Origin of the sequence: Mycobacterium sp., from assembly GCF_052145595.1 — a bacterium.
Taxonomy (GTDB): domain Bacteria; phylum Actinomycetota; class Actinomycetes; order Mycobacteriales; family Mycobacteriaceae; genus Mycobacterium.
The window spans coordinates 1-20124 of record NZ_JBKQOI010000342.1 but is presented as its reverse complement, the minus strand read 5'-3'; the positions used below and the strand labels follow the sequence as shown (position 1 = coordinate 20124).

Genomic DNA, 20124 nt, shown 5'->3' with positions numbered 1-20124 from the left:
CCCAGCAAGGACATGCTGCGCCGGATGGGCCGCGCCGAGTTCGTCCGCGCGGACATCCGCAACCCCTTTGTCGCCAAGGTGATTCGAAATGGCGATGTCGACACCGTGGTGCACGCCGCTGCGGCGTCGTTTGCGCCGCGGTCCGGTGGCGGCGCAGCGTTGAAGGAAATCAACGTGCTGGGCGCGATGCAGCTGTTCGCGGCCTGCCAGAAGGCGCCGTCGGTGCGTCGAGTCGTGCTGAAGTCGACATCTGAGGTCTACGGTTCCAGTCCGCACGATCCGGTGATGTTCACCGAAGACAGCAGCAGCCGTCGTCCGTTCCGGGAGGGCTTTCCCAAAGACAGCCTGGACATCGAGGGTTATACCCGCGGGCTCGGCCGGCGTCGGCCCGACATCGCGGTGACGATTCTGCGGCTGGCCAACATGATCGGTCCGGCGATGGAAACCACGCTGTCGCGATACCTGGCCGGACCGCTGGTCCCGACGGTGCTCGGCCGCGACGCGCGGCTGCAGCTGCTGCACGAGCAGGATGCGCTCGGCGCTTTGGAGCGCGCCGTGATGGCCGGCAAGGCAGGCACCTTCAATATCGGCGCCAGCGGCATCATCATGCTGTCGCAGGCGATCCGGCGAGCAGGCCGAGTGTCGGTGCCAGTGCCCGGATTCGGGCTGTGGGCGCTGGATTCACTGCGACGGGCCAACCACTACACCGAGATCAACCGTGAGCAACTCGACTACTTGAGCTATGGCCGTGTGATGGACATCACAAGGATGCGAACCGAGCTTGAATACCATCCCAAGTGGACTACTGCAGAGGCTTTTGACGATTACGTACGCGGCCGAGGTTTAACTCCCATTATCGATCCAGAGTGGGTACGCTCGATTGAAGGTCGGGCCGTAGCAGCAGCGCAGCGCTTAGGTGGCCGAACCAAAATCAACTAACGGGTGGGGGGAGGTTAACTTAATGGCGGGCGATTCGAAGGCGAAAGTCATTCCGCTGCACGCGAATTCAAATCGTGCAGCGGCGCAGCGACGCGCCGGCCAACGCACCCAGGCGTCTCGTCAGCATCCCTCGCTGCTTTCCGAACCGGGCAATCGGGCGTCGGCCGATCAGGTCGCCGCCGTTGTACGTGAGATCGACCACCACCGGCGCGCTTCAGGCGGCAAATCCGTAGCCGACCAGTCCGGCAACGAGCTGGCGCACAAGGTCAGTGCCGTCGCCGACTTCCTACGACACCGGCTTACCGGCGATTACAAGGTCGATGAGTTCGGGTTTGATCCGCATTTCAACGACGCAATCGTGCGGCCGCTGCTGAGGTTCTTTTTCAAGTCGTGGTTCCGGGTCGAGGTCAGCGGAATCGAGAACTTGCCCGAGTCCGGCGCGGCGTTGGTGGTGGCTAATCACGCCGGCGTGCTGCCGTTCGACGGGCTGATGGCCTCGGTGGCTGTTCATGACGAGCATCCGGCGCATCGTGACCTGCGGCTGCTGGCCGCCGATATGGTGTTCGACCTGCCGATGCTCGGCGACGCAGCCCGCAAGGCCGGCCACACCATGGCATGCACCGCCGACGCCCATCGGCTGCTCGCCTCCGGGGAACTGACCGCGGTGTTCCCCGAGGGATACAAAGGCCTGGGTAAGCGCTTCAAGGACCGCTACAAGCTGCAGCGGTTCGGGCGCGGTGGCTTCGTGGCGGCGGCGCTGCGCACCAAAGCCCCGATCGTGCCTTGCTCCATCGTGGGCTCCGAGGAGATCTACCCGATGCTGGCCGACGTCAGGCTGCTGGCGCGACTGTTCGGCTTGCCCTACTTCCCGATCACCCCGCTGTTCCCGCTGGCCGGGCCGGCCGGGCTGGTGCCGCTGCCGTCGAAGTGGCACATCGCGTTTGGTGAGCCGATTCCCACCGCGCACTACGAGAGTGCCGACGCCGACGATCCCATGGTCACCTTCGAGCTGACCGACCAGGTCCGCGAGACCATCCAGCAGACGCTCTACCAGCTGCTGGCCGGGCGCCGCAATATGTTCTTCGGCTGAGCCCCTACGCGGCCGGATTGACCAGTGTGAACTGGCAAACGTCGGTATTGCCCTTGCTGAACAGGTCGGCGCAGCCGGTCAGGTACCTGATGTAGCGCTCGTAGGCCTCTTCCGACTGGATCGCGATGGCCTCGTCCTTGCGCGCCTCCAGCGCGGCCGCCCAGATCTCCAGCGTGCGTGCGTAGTGCAGCCGCAGCGACTGAACGCGGGCCACCTCGAAGCCGGCCTTCTCCGCGTGCTCTTCGACAAGCGCCACCGAGGGCAGCCGGCCGCCGGGAAAGATCTCGTCCATCATGAATTTGACGAAACGGATAAGCGTCATCGTCAATCTGATTTGACGCTGCTCGAGTTCTTCGAGAGTGGGGATCACGATCGTGTGCAACAGCATCGTGCCGCCGGCCGGCAGCGCCTGGTAAGCCATCTTGAAGAAGTCGGGCTAGCGGTCGAATCCGAAGTGTTCGAACGCGCCGATCTCACGATCCGGTCCACCGGCTCGTGGAACTGCTCCCAGCCTTCCAGCAGCACCTGCTTGGAACGTGGGCTGTCCAGCTCGTCCAACAACTTCTGCGCATGTGCGGCGTGGTTCTTGCTCAACGTCAAGCCGATCACGTTGACGTCGTAGCGCTCGATGGCGCGCCTCAACGTGGCGCCCCAGCCGCAGCCGACGTCGAGCAGCGTCATTCCGGGTTCTAGGCCCAGCTTGCCCAGCGACAGGTCGATCTTGGCCAGCTGGGCCTCTTCCAGCGTCATATCGTCGCGCTCGAAGTACGCGCAGCTGTAGGTGTGTGACGGATCGAGGAACAGCCCGTAGAAGTCGTCCGACAGGTCGTAGTGTGACTGGACGTCGTCGAAGTGTGGCGTGAGATTGGTGCTCATCGGTGTGACTCTCCCCCTAGAAGGTCCCGGCCGACACTAGCCCCGCCGCTGATGGATGCAATTGCGGCAATCGTCGCAGCTGCGTCGGCATCCGGGTTGGACGACTCGCCGAGCATCGTGACGATGCTGGTGATCACCGGGTTGGCGTCGGCGTCGGTGACCTCGCTGCGGATCTCGGCGATTACGGTGCCGTGTGATTCGATGACGTTGTCTAGGTAGGTGTCGAAGAACAGCCGGTCACCGGCCATGATCGGCCGGTGGTACACGAATTTCTGGTCCCTGTGCAGCACCCGCGCGAGGTTGATCGGGATGTCGAACTTGGTGAAGACGTCGAGCTGAACACGCCGTCCGGCGACCGCAAGGAAGGTGAGCGACGCCACAGTGCTGCCGTAACCGGCCTCTGCGGCCGACGCCTCAGAGTAGTGCGACGGATGGTCGTCCTTGACGGCCTGCGCGAACTCGCGGACCTTTTCGCGTCCGACGTCGAAGTAATCCGGGAACCGGTAGTGCGTTCCGATGAGTCCTTCGGCGCCTTCGGGAAGTGACATGCACTGATCTCCACTCTTAGGGATGCTCAGCGGCGCAGCTTATCAGCGCGATTGGCGTCGGGAGGCGACCGCGGCGAGTGCACCGCCCGCTGCCCCAAGCGCCAGGGCCGACGGCACGCCGATCCGGGCGGCCTTGCGCGCCGTTCGAAAGTCACGGATTTCCCAGCCGCGTTTGCGGGCCAGGTCGCGCAAGTGGCTGTCGGGGTTGATGGCGACAGCCGTCCCGACCAGGGAGAGCAGCGGCACATCGTTGAAGCTGTCGGAGTAGGCGGTACAGCGCTTGAGGTTGAGGCCCTCGCGGATGGCCAGCGAGCGCACCGCGTGCGCCTTGTCGGGGCCGTGCAGGATCTCGCCCACCAGCCTGCCGGTGAACACGCCGTCGACCGACTCGGCGACCGTGCCCAGCGCGCCGGTCAGTCCTAGCCGGCGGGCGATGGTTATCGCGAGTTCATAGGGCGTGGCGGTGACCAGCCAGACCTGCTGGCCTGCGTCGAGGTGCATCTGCGCCAGATCGCGAGTGCCCGTCCAGATCTTGTCCGCGATGATTTCGTCGAAGACCTCTTCGCCCAGCCGAACCAGCTCTTCGGTGGATCGGCCTTCGATGAAGGCCAGGGCCTTGCTTCGGCCCGCGGCGACGTCGTCGCTGTTTTCCCGTCCGATGAGCTGAAACTTGGCTTGCGCGTAGACAAACCCGAGCACGTCGCGATAGGTGAAGTACTTGCGCGCGGCCAGACCGCGGCCGAAATGTATGAGCGACGAACCCTGCACCAGGGTGTTGTCCACGTCGAAGAACGCCGCCGCAGTTAAGTCGACGGGCGGCTGCTCGGGCCCGGGGGCGGCGTCGGTATGGGCGTCCACCAGCGCACGGTCGGCGCTGGCGTTGGCGGCCAGCTCCTCCAGGTCCAGTTCATCCGGGTCAGGTCCTGCGTTGGGGCCGGGTTCCACGGTGTCCGGGCCGCCGGGAGCGCTCACAGTTCAACAGTATCCGCCGGGGAGCCGCGGAGCGTTCCGGCGGAGGCTACGTGGGGGAGCGAGCGGCGCTGCCCGCTGCCACACTGGGGCCATGAGCCGCCCACAGGTGCAGCTGTTGACCCGCGCCGGCTGCACGATCTGTGATCGCGTGCACGCGCAGCTCAACCAACTGGCCGCGGAACTCGACTTCGACCTGTCGACCACCGACGTAGACCAAGCCGCGGCAGCCGGCGACAGCGCCCTCCGCGCCGAGTTCGGTGACCGGCTGCCGGTGGTGCTGCTCGACGGCCGCGAGCACAGCTACTGGGAGGTCGACGAGCCCCGGCTGCGCAAAGACCTTGCCGGGCGCCTCTGACATCGGCTGACATCGGCGCAAATTTGGTGGCCCACCTGTTAAACGTCTACCGTGGGATCAAGTTCGATCACTGGTGATAGCAAGGGAGCGGGCCAGGTGATTCAGCCGTGAGCGTCCTGCTCTTTGGTGTGTCGCACCGCAGCGCGCCGGTCTCGGTTCTGGAGCAGCTAAGCACCGACGAATCCGACCAGATCAAGATCATCGACGAGATGATGCAATCACCGCTGGTGACCGAGGCCATGGTGCTGTCCACCTGCAACCGGGTCGAGGTCTACGCGGTGGTCGACGCCTTCCACGGCGGTCTGGCGGTCATCGGGCAGGTGCTCTCCGAGCATTCCGCGATGCCGTTGGGCGACTTGACCAAATACGCCTACGTCCGCTACAGCGAGGCCGCAGTCGAGCACCTATTCGCGGTTACCAGCGGTCTGGATTCAGCGGTGATCGGTGAGCAACAGGTGCTTGGTCAGGTGCGCCGCGCGTACGCCGCCGCCGAGGCCAATCGCACCGTCGGCCGCGTGCTGCACGAGCTGGCCCAGCGGGCACTGTCGGTGGGCAAGCGGGTGCATTCCGAAACTGCCATCGACGCTGCCGGCGCCTCGGTGGTGTCGGTGGCCCTCGGCATGGCCGAGCGCAGGCTGGACGGGCTGGCGGGCAAGACGGCCGTGGTCATCGGCGCCGGAGCGATGGGCGCACTGTCGGCCGCACACCTGACCCGTGCCGGCATCGGGCACGTTCAGGTACTCAACCGGTCCCTGTCCCGGGCGCAGCGGCTGGCCCGCAAGATTCGCAAATCGGGCGTGCAGGCCGAGGCGCTGCCCCTTGACCGGCTGGCCGATGCACTGGCGGCCGCCGACGTCGTGGTCAGCTCTACGGGAGCCGTGAGCCCGGTGGTCTCGCTGGCCGATGTGCACCATGCGCTGGCCGCCGCCCGCCGCGACGAGGCGACCCACCCGCTGGTGATCTGCGACCTGGGCATGCCGCGCGATGTCGATCCGGCGGTGGCCGGATTGCCCGGCGTCTGGGTGGTCGACGTGGATCGCGTGCAACGCGAACCGTCGGCTCATGCGGCGGCCGCCGATGTTGACGCCGCGCGCCATATCGTGGCGGCCGAAGTTGCCACCTACCTGGTTGGACAGCGGATGGCCGAGGTCACCCCCACGGTGACCGCGTTGCGCCAGCGAGCCGCCGACGTGGTCGAAGCCGAGCTGCTTCGCCTGGACAACCGGCTGCCCGGGCTTCAGAGCGCCCACCGCGAGGAGGTGGCCCGCACCGTGCGGCGGGTGGTGGACAAGTTGCTACACGCGCCCACCGTGCGGATCAAGCAGCTCGCCAGCGCCCCCGGCGGTGACAGCTACGCCGAGGCGCTGCGCGAACTCTTCGAACTTGACCAGACCGCCGTCGACGCCGTCGCTGCAGGCGAATTGCCAGTGGTACCAAGCGGATTCGACGCGGGCACCCCGCAGCAATCCACCGAGTAGCCGATTGGCGCACGTGATCCGGATAGGGACCCGGGGCAGTCTGTTGGCCACCACCCAGGCCGGCGTCGTCAGGGATGCGCTGATCGCCAACGGCCACCCCGCCGAGTTGGTGACGATTACCACCGCCGGCGACCGGTCGCCGGCGCCCATCGAAAGTCTGGGTGTGGGCGTCTTCACCACCGCGCTGCGTGAGGCCATCGAAGACGGCCGCGTCGACGCCGCGGTGCACTCGCACAAGGATTTGCCAACGGCTGACGATGCGAGGTTCACGGTGGCGGCGATACCTCCACGGAATGACCCCCGCGACGCGGTGGTGGCCCGCGACGGGCTGGTGCTCGGGGAGTTGCCGGCCGGCTCGCTGGTGGGCACGTCATCCCCGCGGCGGGCCGCGCAGCTTAGAGCATTGGGTCTCGGTTTGGAAATCCGCCCCCTACGAGGCAACCTAGATACCAGGTTGAACAGGGTAAGCAGTGGTGATCTTGACGCGATCGTGGTTGCCCGGGCCGGTCTGGCCCGGCTGGGCCGCCTCGGCGATGTCACCGAGACGCTAGAGCCGGTGCAGATGTTGCCAGCACCGGCTCAGGGCGCGCTCGCCGTCGAATGCCGCGCCGGTGACAACCGGTTGGCGGCAGTGCTGGCGGAGTTGGATGATGCCGACACGCGAGCGGCGGTCACCGCGGAGCGAGCCCTGCTGGCCGAACTGGAGGCCGGTTGCTCCGCACCGGTGGGCGCGATCGCCGAGGTGGTCGAATCCATCGATGAGGAAGGCCGCGTCTTCGAAGAGCTGTCGCTGCGTGGTTGTGTGGCGGCGCTGGACGGGTCCGACGTGATCCGCGCGTCCGGCATCGGCACTCCCGGTCGGGCACGAGAGCTGGGGCTCTCGGTCGCCGCGGAGCTGTTCGAGCTGGGCGCCCGGGAACTGATGCGGGCAGCGCGGCAAGACCCCGCGCGAGGAAACTGAATGAGAATGACTTGGGAGCGACAATGACGCGAGGGCGTAAGCCGACACCGGGCCGCATCACGTTCGTGGGCTCCGGGCCGGGCGACCCGGGATTGTTGACCACGCGGGCCGCCACGGTGCTGGCCAACGCCGCGCTGGTGTTCACCGACCCCGACGTACCCGAGCCCGTACTGGCGCTGATCGGCAAAGATCTGCCGCCGGTCTCCGGTCCGGCGCCGGCCGGTCCGGTCCCCGGGATTGCCGACGGGGCCACCGACGGCGATCAGGGCCAGGCCGCGCCCGCGGTGATGTCCGGCGGTCCCGACATCCGCCCGGCGCTGGGCGAGCCCGCCGACGTCGCCAAGACGCTGGTTGCCGAGGCCCGAACGGGTGCCGACGTGGTGCGCCTGGTTGCCGGTGACCCGCTGACGGTCGACTCGGTCACCACCGAGGTGAACGCCGTCACGCGCAGCCACCTGCACATCGAGATCGTGCCCGGCCTGGCCGCCACCAGCGCCGTCCCCACCTATGCGGGGCTGCCGCTGGGCTCGTCGCACACGGTTGCCGACGTGCGCATCGACCCCAAAGACACCGACTGGGAGGCGCTGGCCGCCGCTCCCGGCCCGCTGATCCTGCAGGCCACCGCATCGCACCTGGCCGACGCCGCGCGCGCCCTGATCGACCACGAGCTGGCCGAGGCCACCCCCTGCGTGGTGACCGCACACGGCACGACCTGCCAGCAGCGTTCGGTCGAAACCACGCTGCGCGGGCTGACGGACCCGGCTGTCGTGGGCGGCGCCAACCCCGGGGGGCAGCTGACCGGTCCGCTGGTGGTGACCATCGGCAAGACGGTGGCCAGCCGGGCGAAGCTGAACTGGTGGGAAAGCCGCGCGCTCTACGGCTGGACCGTGTTGGTGCCCCGCACCAAGGACCAGGCCGGCGAGATGAGCGAGCGGCTCACGTCGTACGGCGCGCTGCCGATCGAGGTGCCGACCATTGCCGTCGAGCCGCCGCGCAGCCCCGCTCAGATGGAGCGGGCCGTCAAGGGCCTGGTCGACGGCCGCTTCCAGTGGGTGGTGTTCACCTCCACCAACGCGGTGCGCGCGGTGTGGGAGAAGTTCGGCGAGTTCGGTCTGGACGCCCGCGCGTTCTCCGGGGTGAAGATCGCCTGCGTCGGCGAGTCCACGGCCGACCGGGTGCGTGCCTTCGGGATCAGCCCCGAGCTGGTGCCGGCCGGGGAACAGTCCTCGCTCGGCCTGCTGGACGACTTCCCGCCCTACGACAGCATTTTCGACCCGGTCAACCGTGTCTTGCTGCCGCGGGCCGACATCGCCACCGAGACGCTGGCCGAGGGGCTGCGCGAACGCGGCTGGGAGATCGAGGACGTCACCGCTTACCGGACGGTGCGTGCCGCACCGCCGCCGGCGGCCACCCGAGAAATGATCAAGACGGGTGGCTTCGACGCGGTGTGCTTCACCTCCAGCTCGACGGTGCGCAATCTGGTCGGCATTGCCGGTAAGCCGCACGCGCGGACCATCATCGCCTGCATCGGTCCCAAGACCGCCGAGACCGCGGCCGAGTTCGGGTTGCGGGTGGATGTCCAGCCCGAGACCGCCGCCGTCGGCCCGTTGGTCGACGCACTGGCCGAACATGCCGCGCGGTTGCGTGCCGAGGGCGCGCTGCCGCCTCCGCGCAAGAAGAGCCGCAGGCGCTAGCCAATGGCCTACCCGCGGCAGCGCCCGCGTCGGCTCCGCTCAAGCCCCGCGATGCGTCGCTTGGTGGCGCAAACATCGCTGGAGCCAAGGCATTTGGTGCTGCCGATGTTCGTCGCCGACGGGATCGACGAACCGCGGCCCATTCCGTCGATGCCCGCGGTGGTACAGCACACCCGGGATTCGCTGCGCAGCGCCGCCGCCGACGCCGTCGCGGCGGGGGTGGGCGGGCTGATGTTGTTCGGGGTACCGCGCGATCAGGACAAGGACGCGACCGGCTCGGCCGGCACCGACCCCGACGGCATCCTCAACGTCGCCCTGCGCGACCTAACCAAGGATCTTGGTGACGCCACGGTGCTGATGGCCGACACCTGCCTGGACGAGTTCACCGATCACGGGCATTGCGGGGTCCTCGACGCTCGGGGCCGGGTCGACAATGACGCCACGTTGACCCGCTACGTGAAACTGGCTGTGGCGCAAGCGGAATCGGGAGCCCACGTCGTCGGGCCCAGCGGGATGATGGACGGCCAGGTCGCTGCGATCCGCGACGGCCTGGATGTCGCCGGCTACACCGATGTGGTGATCCTGGCCTACGCCGCCAAGTTCGCCTCGGCGTTCTACGGACCGTTCCGTGAAGCGGTGAGCTCCAGCCTGTCCGGCGACCGGCGTACCTACCAGCAGGAGCCGGGCAACGCCCGTGAGGCGCTGCGCGAGATCGGGCTGGACCTCGACGAGGGTGCCGACATCGTGATGGTCAAACCGGCGATGGGCTACCTCGACATCGTGGCGGCCGCGGCGGACATGTCCCGGGTACCGGTAGCCGCGTACCAGGTGTCGGGGGAGTACGCGATGATTTGCGCGGCGGCCGAGAACAATTGGATCGACGGGCGGGCGGCGGCCCTTGAATCGTTGACCAGCATCCGGCGTGCCGGAGCGGATATCGTACTGACCTACTGGGCCGCCGACGCGGCGGGTTGGCTTTCGTGATACGCCGCCGCGAAACAATAGGGGATGGGGCTCCAGTGACTACAGCAAGGGACACCGAACCGAGGCCGCTGTTCTACGAGCCCGGCGCCAGCTGGTGGTGGGTGCTTATGGGCCCGGCGGCCGCGACGGCCATGATCCTCATCGAAGTCTGGAGCGGCGCCGGGGTGCACCTGCTGGTCCCGGCGATCTTTCTGGTGATGGTGTCGGCGTTCGTGGCGCTGCAGGTCAAGGCGGCGCGGATCCATGTCTCGGTCGAGCTGACCGAAGACGCCCTGCGTGAGGGCACCGAAACGATCTTGGTGCGTGAGATCGTCAAGGTCTATCCGGAGGCCGAGAATCATGAGGCTTCGGGGAAGGAGCTGGCCAAGTGGCAGTCGGCGCGGGCGCTCGGCGAATTGGTCGGGGTGCCGCGCGGCCGGACAGGCATCGGCCTCAAGCTCACCCAAGGTCGCACCGCGCAGGCCTGGGCGCGTCGTCATCGTCATCTTCGGGCGGCGCTGACCCCACTCGTCCAAGAGCGGGTGGAGCCCGCCGGATCCGATGTCCCCGACGTCGATGACGACGGAGTGGCGCGATGATCGCCCGGTCCCGAGCTTTGGTCGAAGTCGGCCTGGCCTGCGCCGCGCTGGCGGGAGCCACAGTGAGCTGGTCGCACGCGCGTTATACGAGGGGCGTCGCGCCGATCGCGGACGGGCAGCCGTTCACCACGTCGTTGGTCTACAACCCCCAGTGGCTGCTGCTGACACTGGTCCTGGTAACGACAGCCGGGGTGCTGGCGGTGGTCGCGATGGCCAGACTGCGGCGTCAGCCGCGCTCTAGGCCGACTTCTTGATGAGCGGCAGCACCAGCTGACGGCGCCTGACGATGGCGTCGGCCAGGTTGCGGAGCGCCTGGTGTGCCGTGCGCGCGATCGGAAACACGGCCCCGTCTCCCAGCCACTCGATGACCGCCGGGCTCGCGACTAACGTCCACTCCACCCCAGCGGCGCGGCAGTCCTCATCGAGTGAGCACAAGAGCGAGATACCAGCCGTAGCAAATTGACTCACCTCACTCATGTCGAGCACCACGGGTTGATTCCCGACGATGAAGCGCCGAATGTGCTCGCTGACCTGATCGACATTGACGGCGTCGATTTCGCCTCGGATGGTCAACACCGTCGCCAGGTGACGACAGTGGGCCCGAATTTGAGCGCCACCGCAGTCCACGCTGCCGTTTCCCTGCCGCGTCGTGACGTTCGCGATAGCCATGAACAGCCCCATTCCCCGTGGTGTTGCGTTGACTCAACAATTACCCGCAAATCCTAAGGAGGCCGAAAGCCGCGTCTAACTCTTTGCTAAGAAGCGAATTTCGGGGGCGCTTGCAGAATTCGGGGGAATGTCGATGACGGCTTCTTGGCGCGTAGGGCAGTCTGGGCGGCCGATCCGTGCCACAACCCACGCCGCAACCCACCAGAACCCCTCATGCCATCGCGGCGATCGCGCTGTTAGGCTGCGATGGCTGCCGGGTGCTAATCGGGGGCTTGTGATGCGGCGAGATCGCCCGGTCAGCCGGGCCAGAAGGCGAACGAACGGCACAGTTCCAGGCGGAAGAAGCATCGTGCGCGGCGTAGAGATCAGGGGAGAGATCCGGGCGCTGACGGGACTTCGCGTACTCGCCGCGGTGTGGGTGGTGCTGTTTCACTTTCGGCCGATGTTGGCCGATGCGTCTCCGGGCCTCCGTGACGCGCTGGCGCCGGTGCTCAACTGCGGCGCGCAAGGCGTCGACCTCTTCTTCATCCTCAGCGGATTCGTATTGACGTGGAATTACCTCGATCGCATGGGCCGGTCGTGGTCGACGCGCGCCACCCTGCACTTCCTGTGGCTTCGGCTGGCCAGGGTGTGGCCGGTGTACCTGGTCACGCTGCACCTCGCCGCCCTGTGGGTGGTCTTCACCCTGCACGTCGGTCACGTGCCGTCACCTGACGCCAGTCAACTCACCGCGATCAGCTATGTGCGCCAGATCCTGCTGGTGCAGTTGTGGTTTACGCCATTCTTCGATGATTCCAGTTGGGATGGGCCGGCCTGGTCGATCAGTGCGGAATGGCTGGCCTACCTGCTCTTCGGCCTGCTCGTGCTGGTGATTTTGCGGATGAAGCAGGCGACGAGGGCGCGAAGCCTGATGTTGCTGGCGTTCGCGGCGTCGTTGCCGCCGGTGGTGATGTTGCTGGCCAGTGGCCACTTCTACACGCCGTGGAGCTGGCTGCCGCGAATCGTGACGCAGTTCACCGCCGGCGCGCTGGCCTGTGCGGCCGTGCGCAGGTTGCGGCTGACTGATCGTGGTCGCCGCGTCGCGGGTTACATCTCCCTGCTTCTTTTGGCCGCCGTGGTGGGCGTCCTCTACTGGTTCGACGCGCATCCGATAGCCGGTGTCGTCGAGAACGACAGCGGCGGGGTCGTCGACGTGGTGTTCGTTCCGCTGGTGATAACGCTGGCGATCGGCCTGGGCAGTCTGCCGAGGTTGCTGTCGACGCGGTTGATGGTTTACGGCGGCCAGATCTCGTTTTGCCTGTACATGGTGCATGAGTTGGTGCATACCGCCTGGGGATGGACCGTCGAACAGTTCCAGCTCACGCCGCAGGACAATCCGTGGAAATGGAATGTCGTTGGCCTGCTTGCGATCGCCGTGCTGATCTCGATCCTGATGTATCACTTCGTCGAAGAACCCGCCCGCCGTTGGATGCGCAAAATGGTCCCCGGAAAGGTACACGTCAGACCCGCCGATGACAAAGCCGAGCCCGCCGAGCCGGTAAGCACCAAGCTGCTTCCGATCGACGGTGGGCTGGAATCGGTTTCGGCCCGCGCGGTGTGACGGTTGCCTGGGTTCGCGAATCGCGCTGTGCCCCAAAACCTATGAGGTTGGCGACCGTGCTGTTGCGCGTTTGACGGCGAGTTCGCTTCAGTTTCCGTACGATTTCGTTGAATTGTCGCGCTCGACCCAATCACAAGGGGAAGGTTCACGGGGGGAGGTAGTAGTGAGTCGTCTGGCCACCTTCGTCATGAGCCTCACTCTTTTGGTCGCCATGGTCTGTGCAGACCCGGCATTCCACGCACACCCGGAGCGGGTGCGGGCCTACGACACACTGACCATGGATTCCAGGCTGAATCACATCGCGGTGATCGGCGACTCCTACACCACTGGCACCGATGAGGGCGGCCTGGGCCCGAGCTCGTGGACCGCACGCGCCTGGCAGACGCTGGCTGCGCGAGGCGTGCGGATCGCCGCCGACGTGGCGGCCGAGGGCAGGGCCGGCTACGGGGTGCCCGGCGACCACGGCAGCGTCTTCGAGGACCTGACCGCCAGGGCCGTCAAGCCCGACGATGTGCTGGTGGTGTTCTTCGGCTCCCGCAACGACCAGCCCGTCGATCCCGGGCTGCTGGCCGAAAGGGCCCGCTCTACCTTCGATCTGGCGCGCCGCTTCGCGCCGTCCGAGAGGTTCCTGGTGATCGGACCGCCGTGGCCGACCGCCGATGTGCCCGGTTCCATGATGCAGATTCGCGACGTGCTCAACGCCGAGGCCCGGGCCGCAGGTGCGGCGTTCGTCGATCCGATCAGCGACCACTGGTTCGTCGACCGGCCCGACCTGATCGGCCCCGATGGCGTGCACCCCAACGACGCGGGGCATGAGTATCTGGCGGACAAGATAGCACCGCTGATTCGCACGCAATTGTCCAGGTGAATGGGTTCTGCTGCCGCACAAGGTGTTTAGGTTGCAGACGGTGACGTATCAGTCGTCTGCGTGGCGCTCGTAGTCCCAGCGTTCCAGACGTGCTTGCAAGTGCAGCAGGCCAATTCCGGCGACTGGCGCGGCGGCGGCGATGCAGACCATCAGCAGCGGAGTCATCCTGAGAACCTCCAAAACCTTTCTGTAGATGAGACGTTCGCCTGCGATAAGAAGTTCATTACTGCCTCCCCGTGGTTCAGCCGCCACTCAGGGCGCGGTCTGCCAACGCGCCGACTACCGGTGTCAGCAGTTGCGCGTACTCAGTCGTCATGTGGTTGTCGTCCCGGAACACCAGGGTGTTGCCGACGATCACCGGGCAGCGGTCGGGGGCGCAGAACAGGTCGGTCAGATCGGCGTAGTGGCCGCCGCTGCCGGTGGTCGCCGCCTGCTCCGCGGCGATACCGCCGTCGTTGACCGCGACCGACCGCGTCGGCGCACAGACGGTGGCGTCGTCCAGATGTCCCGACAGGCAGGTGGGCACCGAGGAGTGCGGATCCGGCACGGGTCCCAGGACCAAGACGGTCGCCCCCAAACCGCGCAACTGCGCGACGGTGCGGCCCAGGGTGTCGATCCACGCCGGGTCGTACGAGCTGAAGCCGAAATCCGCGCCGTAGCGCCGGCTCATGTCCAGCACGACCAGACGCGGGTGTTCCGCGTTCAACCGACCCATGATCTGGCCGCGCCACTGTTCGCACTCGGTGTACTCGCGGCCCAGATACGGGCTGACGATGTGCAGTTCCTGCAGCGGGCAAGTCACCTTGGACAGCGTCTCCAACCGCCAGTGCCGCTGCTCGGCGACCTGCCGGAGCGCCGGTTCCCACATCGCGGCGTGCGAGTCGCCGACCAGGGCCACGGTCGCCGGCGAGGCGGTATCGCCCGTCGCACACTCGCCTTGTCCGACATCACGCCACGATCGCACGCAGCCGTTGACGAAGACGGCCGCCTTGTCGGCCGGTGCTGTGGCAAGCGGCGGGTCCAGGTTCGACGGGACGGCGCGCAGGCTCGCGGACGCCGCGACCGCGTCGCGCACCTGCGCGAAGGCCTGGCGCACCGCCGCTTCTTGAGGGCTCGCGCCGGGGCCGGCGGGACCGGGGAAAGCGGCCATTGGTGGCAGCGCAACGATGTTGGCCTTGGGGGCGGCCGCTCCGTGTCCCACCGGCGCTGCTACCACGTTCAGCAACAGCACGCATGCGCACGCCGTGGCCGCGCTGGCGGCGCCGGCCAGGGCCAGGCTGGCCTTCGCCGATCGGCGCAGGGTGGCGGCGAACCGGCCGGGATTCTCGACCAGATGCAGCGTGATCACCGCGAGTCCGGCGGAGACGAGGGTGGCGGCCAGCCTGCCCGGCAGTCCTGCGGGCAGGCCCAGCAGCGGAGGCATCAGCAACAGCACCGGCCAGTGCCAGAGGTACCACGAGTACGAGAACCGGCCGATCGCCCGCATTGCCGGCCGGCACAGCAGGCGCCCCGCCCCCAGGGCGCCGGTAACACACCCGCCGCCGATCACCAGCGCGGTGCCCAGCGCGGGCAACAGCGCAGCGGTGCCGGGGTAGGGCGTGCCAGGGCCCAGCTGAGTGCAGGTCAGCGCGATCAGTGCCAGACCACCCCACCCGACGATCGCCGCGGGTAGCGCTGGCAGCCGGCGCCATTGGGGAATCGACAGGGCCACAAGGCCGCCGGCGGCCAGCTCCCAGGCGCGGGTGGGCAGCGAGAAGAACGCCCACGACGGCGACGTGCGGGTCCACAGCACGGCCACGGCCAGCGACATCGCCCCGACCAACCCGAGGACCACCGCGTACGGTGTTGCGCCCGAGGCACGGTCCCGGAGCAGGGGGAGCCGTCGGAGGACCCATGCCGTACCAATGATCAACATCGGCCACACCAGATAGAACTGCTCTTCGACGCCCAGTGACCAGTAGTGCTGGAACGGCGATGACGGGAGATCTGAGGCCAGGTAGTCGGTGCCCTGCATCGCGAATCGGTAGTTGCCGACGTACAGGGCGCTGGCGATGCCGTCCACGAACGCGCTTCGCGCCTGCAACGTCGGCAGCACCACGGCCGCGGTCGCAGCGGTGACGATGCCGACGGTGGCCGCGGCCGGCAGTAGGCGGCGCGCGCGTGCACCGTAGAAGCGGCCGAGCCGAATGGTGTTGGTGGTCGTGACCTCTCGCCAGAGCAGTCCGGTGATGAGGAAGCCGGAGATGACGAAGAAGACGTCCACACCGATGTAGCCGCCGGTGACGCCCGGAATGCCCGCGTGGTAAAGCAGCACTGCGATCACCGCGACGGCGCGCAAGCCCTCGATGTCCGGACGAAATCCCGTCCGCTTCATGCGCCGCTCCACTCTGCGGGGGCGGCTGGGGATGTCTTCCTGCCTGACTGTCATCTGCCTCGGCTAAGACGCCATCCAGGTTAGCTCGCCAGGCAGTTGCGTGCGCCAGTAGCCGATGTCGTGCCCGCCCAAGGAAAAGCTGCCTGCCGGCGGAGTCTTCAGTTGGTTGACGAATTGTCTTGTGGCGAAGCAGAAGCGGTCGAAGGTGCCGCAGTCCACGCGCAGCGGAATCGAATTCAACGCGGGGACACCCAACACGCTGTTCTGTACCCAGTCGTCGTAGCTGTCGAACGCCCCCGGGGTGCTGCCGGTGAACGAGGTGAACAGCGCCGGGCTGATGGCGCAGATCCCAGCGGTCCGCGACGGCCCCAGTCTGGCACCCAGGTGCAGCGCCCCGTAGCCGCCCATCGACCACCCAATGAAACCCACCCGGGAGGTGTCGAAACCCATCGTGGACAGCATCGGCAGCAGCTCTTCGAGCACCATCGCGCCGGAGTCCCCGCCGGAGGCCCTGTTGTGCCAGTAGGTATTGCCACCGTCGACGCCCACCACCGCGAATGGCGGCTTGCCCTCTTTGACCAGTCGGGCCAGCCCCTCCTGGACGCCCATGTCCAGCATCTGGTTAGCGTCGCCGTCCATCCCGTGCAGCGCGATCACGGGACGCAGCATCCCGGTTTGGCCGGGCGGGACGGCGATCACATAGTTGGTCTTGATGCCCCCGCGAGCTGCCGACATGAACGAGCCGGTGAGCTTGGTCGGCAGCGTGGTGCCCGCGGTCGGGGGCTCGAACGGGGCGGGACCCTGCGGCGCCGGCGCCGCTTGCGGCTTGACCGGATCCAGCAGGGCGCTGAAGGCGAACACGCCAGCGGCTCCCAGGCTGGCACCGGCGCCCATCCGGAGCACCGCCCGGCGTGTGAGGTCAGGCATGATCGCAATGATGCCGCGCCGATCGCGCGTTACCGGCCGAGCCACGCCGAATTGGAAGCATTACGTGATCTTGTGTGATCCCGTGGTCATGAAGTGGTTACTTTCGGTTGTACCGAGTCGCGGCCCGAAGTTCGGTCGGCACCCGCCCGCTTGCCTTGTGTTGATACGGTGTTTACCCGACAGACACCGATTGAAGGTCAAGAGCCGGTACTTCTCTGCGCATGGTATTGCAGCGTTTCACCGCCGTTCTCGCAGCGCTCAGTCTCGTCGCCGCGTGCGCGCACCGACCGGCGACCCCGAGCGCGGAACCCGCCACCGCCACGCCGATCCGCCACCTGGTGGTCATCTTTGAAGAGAACGTCTCCTTTGACCACTATTTCGGAACGTATCCCCACGCGGCCAACATCGACGGCCAGCCGTTCAACGCCAAACCGGACACCCCCGCGGTGGACGGCCTGACTCCGGACCTGTTGACGCACAACCCCAACTCGGTGGCGCCAATGCGACTGGGCGGACCGGGTCAGCAGGTGACCTGCGATCAGGACCACACCTACCAAGCTGAACAGTCATCCTTCAACGGCGGCGCGATGGATCGCTTTGTCGAGCACGACGAGGGCGAGGCTTGTCCACCACCGGCCTTCAACACCCCTGGCCTGGTGATGGCCTACTACGACGGCAACTCGGTGACCGCGCTGTGGAACTACGCACAGCACTATTCGATGAGCGACAACTACTACAACACCACGTTCGGACCTTCGTCGCCCGGTCATATCAACTTGGTATCGGGGCAAACCCACGGAGTGACAAGAGAATTCATGCCAGGCGGGCAACCCTTCCCGCCTCATACGGTGATAGACGACGCCGGTAACGGACAGGGCACCCTGATCGACGATTCGCAACCCCTCGGTGACGACTGCTCCAGCCGGGACCAGGTGCAATTCGGTTCCAGCAACAAAAACATCGGTGACCTGCTCAACGCGAAGGGCGTCACGTGGGGTTACTTCCAGGGCGGTTTCAAGCCGACTAGCCGCAGGCCCGACGGCACGGCGGAGTGCGGCGCGACGCACAACGTCGGTGAAATCCTGGGCGGGACCGGGAAGACCGGCGCGTTGCCGTTCGGCATCAAGCCCGACTACGTTCCCCACCACGAGCCGTTTCAGTACTTCCCGTCCACCGCCAACCCGCATCATCTGCCACCGAGCGCGATCGACAAGATCGGCCGTAGTGACCAGGCCAACCATCAATACGACTTGTCCGATTTCTGGGCCGCCGCCGATGGTGGTCACCTTCCATCGGTGAGCTTTCTGAAACCGCCGGCTTACGAAAACGGGCACGCCGGTTACTCCGATCCGCTCGACGAGCAGCGGTTCCTCGTCGAGACGATCAACCATCTGCAAAGGCTTCCGGAATGGCGGGATATGGCGATCGTCGTCACCTATGACGACTCCGATGGCTGGTACGATCACAAACCTTCGTCGATCGTGTCGCCGTCCGCGACGCCCGAAGACGCGCTGAACGGTCCGGGCCGATGCGGTGATGCGGCGGCCGCTCCGGTGCTCTACCAAGGACGGTGCGGGTACGGCCCTCGGCTCCCGTTGCTGATCATATCTCCTTATGTCAGAACGAATTTCGTCGACCACACCCTGACCGACCAAACCTCAATCCTTCGATTCGTCGAGGACAACTGGAGCACCGGCCGCATCGGGGACCACTCGTTCGACGAACGCGCCGGCGCGCTCACCGCGATGTTCGATTTCACCGGTCCGGTCCAACCGGCCCTGTCGCTGGACGCCCACACCGGCAATCCGCACTAGCGCCAACGCCAAAACGCCGGGATCGGATCTCGACGGTTTCAACCCTCGCGCGCCCACGCGTCGTCCCGCACGATGCACAAAGGAAGAGGCGGCACAAGGGAAGAGGCCCGCAAGGGAGGGTGGATGAGTCTGGCGTTTCATTGGTTCTTGCCGACTTACGGGGATTCGCGAAACCTGGTCGCGGGCGGACACGGCACGGCGATGCATGGCGACCGGCCTGCGACTTTGCGGTACCTGCACCAGATTTGCGCGGCCGCCGAAGACAACGGTTTCGAGGCGGTGCTCACACCAACCGGATTGTGGTGTGAGGACGCCTGGTTGACGACGGCGATGCTGATCGAAGGAACCAAGACACTGAAATTCCTTGTCGCGTTCCGTCCCGGGCTGCTCAGCCCCACTCTGGCCGCGCAGATGGCCGGGACCTTCCAGCGGCACTCCGGCGGCCGGCTGCTGCTCAATGTCGTCACCGGCGGCGAACCGCACGAGCAACGGGCCTACGGTGATTTCCTGGACAAACAGTCGCGGTATGAACGCACCGCCGAGTTCCTGCATGTGGTGCGGCAACTGTGGGCCTCGCCAGAGCCGGTGACCTTCGCCGGAAACCACATTCGCGTCGAAGGCGCGCAGCTGAACAATCCACCCGACCCGATTCCCGCGGTGTTCTTCGGCGGATCGTCGGCATCCGCCGGGCCGGTCGCCGCCAAGTACTCCGACGTCTACCTCACCTGGGGTGAACCGCGCGCGGCGGTGGCCGAGAAACTTGACTGGATTCGTGGGCTGGCCGTCGACACCGGGCGAGGTCTGCAGTACGGCTTGCGGATTCACGTGATCAACCGCGACACCGCCGCCCAAGCGTGGGCCGAAGCCGACCGGCTGTTGGCGGCCGTCGACCCGGCAGATGTCGAGCGGGTGCAGGCCAGCCTGGCGCGCAGCGAATCGGAGGGTCAGCGTCGCATGCTGAAGTTGCACGACGGCAGCAGCAGCCGGCTCTCGGTGGGTCCCAACCTGTGGGCCGGGGTGGGCCTGGTGCGCGGCGGGGCGGGCACCGCACTGGTGGGCTCGCACGCCGAGGTTGCCGAGCGGCTCGTCGAGTACTCGCAGTTGGGCATCACCCACTTCATCCTGTCGGGCTATCCGCACCTGGAAGAGGCGTACTGGTTCGGCGAGGGCGTCCTGCCGCTGCTCGAGCGCAGGGGCCTGTGGCAACACCCCAACCGTCAGCCACAACCGGCACCGGCGACGCCGTTCGCGGTCGCCTCGGCGCACTAGTCCGAAGTTACGGCAGCTGAAATAGGTGAATCCCGGGGTGACCTGGGGATTGGCTGGTTTCGTGGGGTGGTTGTTCTGGCTACGCGGCGGCGGTGAGCGGTATCGGGGTGTCGAGCAGGTCGAAGGCG

The 20124-nt window shown here is 66.7% G+C and carries 18 protein-coding genes and 1 pseudogene; 13 read left to right on the top strand and 6 right to left on the bottom strand.

What is annotated here, in order from left to right:
• Both ACLP4W_RS28455 and ACLP4W_RS28450 read left to right on the top strand, forming a co-directional pair.
• Window positions 1–939: NAD-dependent epimerase/dehydratase family protein (locus tag ACLP4W_RS28455; RefSeq protein WP_442390679.1), on the top strand; the 939-nt coding region annotated here is incomplete at its 5' end.
• 22 nt (window positions 940–961) lie between these two features.
• Window positions 962–2029 carry a lysophospholipid acyltransferase family protein gene (locus ACLP4W_RS28450; RefSeq protein ID WP_442379685.1) on the top strand — a complete coding sequence of 356 codons (1068 nt, stop codon included), beginning with the start codon at window positions 962–964 and terminating at the stop codon, window positions 2027–2029.
• A gap of 4 nt (window positions 2030–2033) precedes the next feature.
• Here ACLP4W_RS28450 and ACLP4W_RS28445 read toward each other — a convergent pair.
• From ACLP4W_RS28445 to ACLP4W_RS28435, 3 genes and pseudogenes are all read right to left on the bottom strand, one after another.
• Window positions 2034–2905: pseudogene (locus ACLP4W_RS28445) on the bottom strand (cyclopropane mycolic acid synthase family methyltransferase).
• Window positions 2902–3453: an FAS1-like dehydratase domain-containing protein gene (locus ACLP4W_RS28440; RefSeq protein WP_442379689.1), complete on the bottom strand. Its 552-nt coding sequence runs from the start codon at window positions 3451–3453 to the stop codon at window positions 2902–2904. The pseudogene ACLP4W_RS28445 and the gene ACLP4W_RS28440 overlap by 4 nt, the downstream one beginning before the upstream one ends.
• Window positions 3454–3495: 42 nt before the next feature.
• Window positions 3496–4398 (bottom strand): HAD family hydrolase, encoded by a 903-nt coding sequence (locus ACLP4W_RS28435; RefSeq protein ID WP_442390681.1) that lies wholly within the window; start codon window positions 4396–4398, stop codon window positions 3496–3498.
• 118 nt (window positions 4399–4516) lie between these two features.
• On the opposite strand from ACLP4W_RS28435, the gene ACLP4W_RS28430 reads away from it, so the two are divergent.
• The 7 genes from ACLP4W_RS28430 to ACLP4W_RS28400 all read left to right on the top strand — a co-directional run bounded on the left by ACLP4W_RS28430 (window position 4517) and on the right by ACLP4W_RS28400 (window position 10729).
• Complete coding sequence (locus ACLP4W_RS28430; RefSeq protein ID WP_442379691.1) at window positions 4517–4780, top strand: glutaredoxin family protein; 264 nt, start codon at window positions 4517–4519, stop codon at window positions 4778–4780.
• Window positions 4781–4887: 107 nt separating this feature from the next.
• Complete coding sequence (locus tag ACLP4W_RS28425) at window positions 4888–6258, top strand: glutamyl-tRNA reductase (RefSeq protein ID WP_442390678.1); 1371 nt, start codon at window positions 4888–4890, stop codon at window positions 6256–6258.
• Between the two features lie 13 nt (window positions 6259–6271).
• Window positions 6272–7219 carry a hydroxymethylbilane synthase gene (hemC, locus tag ACLP4W_RS28420; RefSeq protein WP_442390680.1) on the top strand — a complete coding sequence of 316 codons (948 nt, stop codon included), beginning with the start codon at window positions 6272–6274 and terminating at the stop codon, window positions 7217–7219.
• A gap of 23 nt (window positions 7220–7242) precedes the next feature.
• A complete protein-coding gene (locus ACLP4W_RS28415; RefSeq protein WP_442390677.1) occupies window positions 7243–8913 on the top strand; it encodes a uroporphyrinogen-III synthase in 1671 nt (556 codons plus the stop codon).
• Window positions 8914–8916: 3 nt separating this feature from the next.
• On the top strand, window positions 8917–9897 hold the full coding sequence (hemB, locus tag ACLP4W_RS28410) for a porphobilinogen synthase (protein WP_442390676.1): 981 nt from the start codon (window positions 8917–8919) through the stop codon (window positions 9895–9897).
• A gap of 35 nt (window positions 9898–9932) precedes the next feature.
• Window positions 9933–10475 (top strand): DUF3093 domain-containing protein, encoded by a 543-nt coding sequence (locus ACLP4W_RS28405; protein WP_442379699.1) that lies wholly within the window; start codon window positions 9933–9935, stop codon window positions 10473–10475.
• Window positions 10472–10729: a hypothetical protein gene (locus tag ACLP4W_RS28400; protein ID WP_442379701.1), complete on the top strand. Its 258-nt coding sequence runs from the start codon at window positions 10472–10474 to the stop codon at window positions 10727–10729. Before ACLP4W_RS28405 ends, ACLP4W_RS28400 begins: the two co-directional genes overlap by 4 nt.
• Here the strand turns inward: ACLP4W_RS28400 and ACLP4W_RS28395 are convergent.
• Window positions 10713–11144, bottom strand: coding sequence for an STAS domain-containing protein (locus tag ACLP4W_RS28395; protein ID WP_442379703.1), 432 nt, complete (start codon window positions 11142–11144; stop codon window positions 10713–10715). The two genes, ACLP4W_RS28400 and ACLP4W_RS28395, sit on opposite strands and share 17 nt — an antisense overlap.
• 349 nt (window positions 11145–11493) lie before the next feature.
• Between ACLP4W_RS28395 and ACLP4W_RS28390 the strand changes: the two genes are divergently transcribed.
• Both ACLP4W_RS28390 and ACLP4W_RS28385 read left to right on the top strand, forming a co-directional pair.
• Window positions 11494–12744 (top strand): acyltransferase family protein, encoded by a 1251-nt coding sequence (locus ACLP4W_RS28390; RefSeq protein WP_442379705.1) that lies wholly within the window; start codon window positions 11494–11496, stop codon window positions 12742–12744.
• A gap of 163 nt (window positions 12745–12907) precedes the next feature.
• Window positions 12908–13612 (top strand): Rv0518 family GDSL lipase, encoded by a 705-nt coding sequence (locus tag ACLP4W_RS28385; protein ID WP_442379707.1) that lies wholly within the window; start codon window positions 12908–12910, stop codon window positions 13610–13612.
• A 241-nt stretch (window positions 13613–13853) separates the two neighbouring features.
• On the opposite strand, the gene ACLP4W_RS28380 is transcribed toward ACLP4W_RS28385, so the two are convergent.
• Window positions 13854–15998 carry an acyltransferase family protein gene (locus ACLP4W_RS28380; protein ID WP_442379717.1) on the bottom strand — a complete coding sequence of 715 codons (2145 nt, stop codon included), beginning with the start codon at window positions 15996–15998 and terminating at the stop codon, window positions 13854–13856.
• Window positions 15999–16049: 51 nt separating this feature from the next.
• Entirely contained in the window at window positions 16050–16922 is an 873-nt protein-coding gene (locus ACLP4W_RS28375; protein WP_442379718.1) for an alpha/beta hydrolase, read from the bottom strand.
• Between the two features lie 212 nt (window positions 16923–17134).
• On the opposite strand from ACLP4W_RS28375, the gene ACLP4W_RS28370 reads away from it, so the two are divergent.
• Together ACLP4W_RS28370 and ACLP4W_RS28365 are read left to right on the top strand one after the other, a co-directional pair.
• The gene (locus tag ACLP4W_RS28370; protein WP_442379709.1) at window positions 17135–18727 is read left to right on the top strand and encodes a phospholipase C; all 1593 of its coding nucleotides are present in this window, start codon (window positions 17135–17137) and stop codon (window positions 18725–18727) included.
• A 123-nt stretch (window positions 18728–18850) separates the two neighbouring features.
• Window positions 18851–19996, top strand: coding sequence for an LLM class flavin-dependent oxidoreductase (locus ACLP4W_RS28365; protein ID WP_442379711.1), 1146 nt, complete (start codon window positions 18851–18853; stop codon window positions 19994–19996).
• The last annotated feature ends 128 nt before the right edge of the window (window positions 19997–20124 follow it).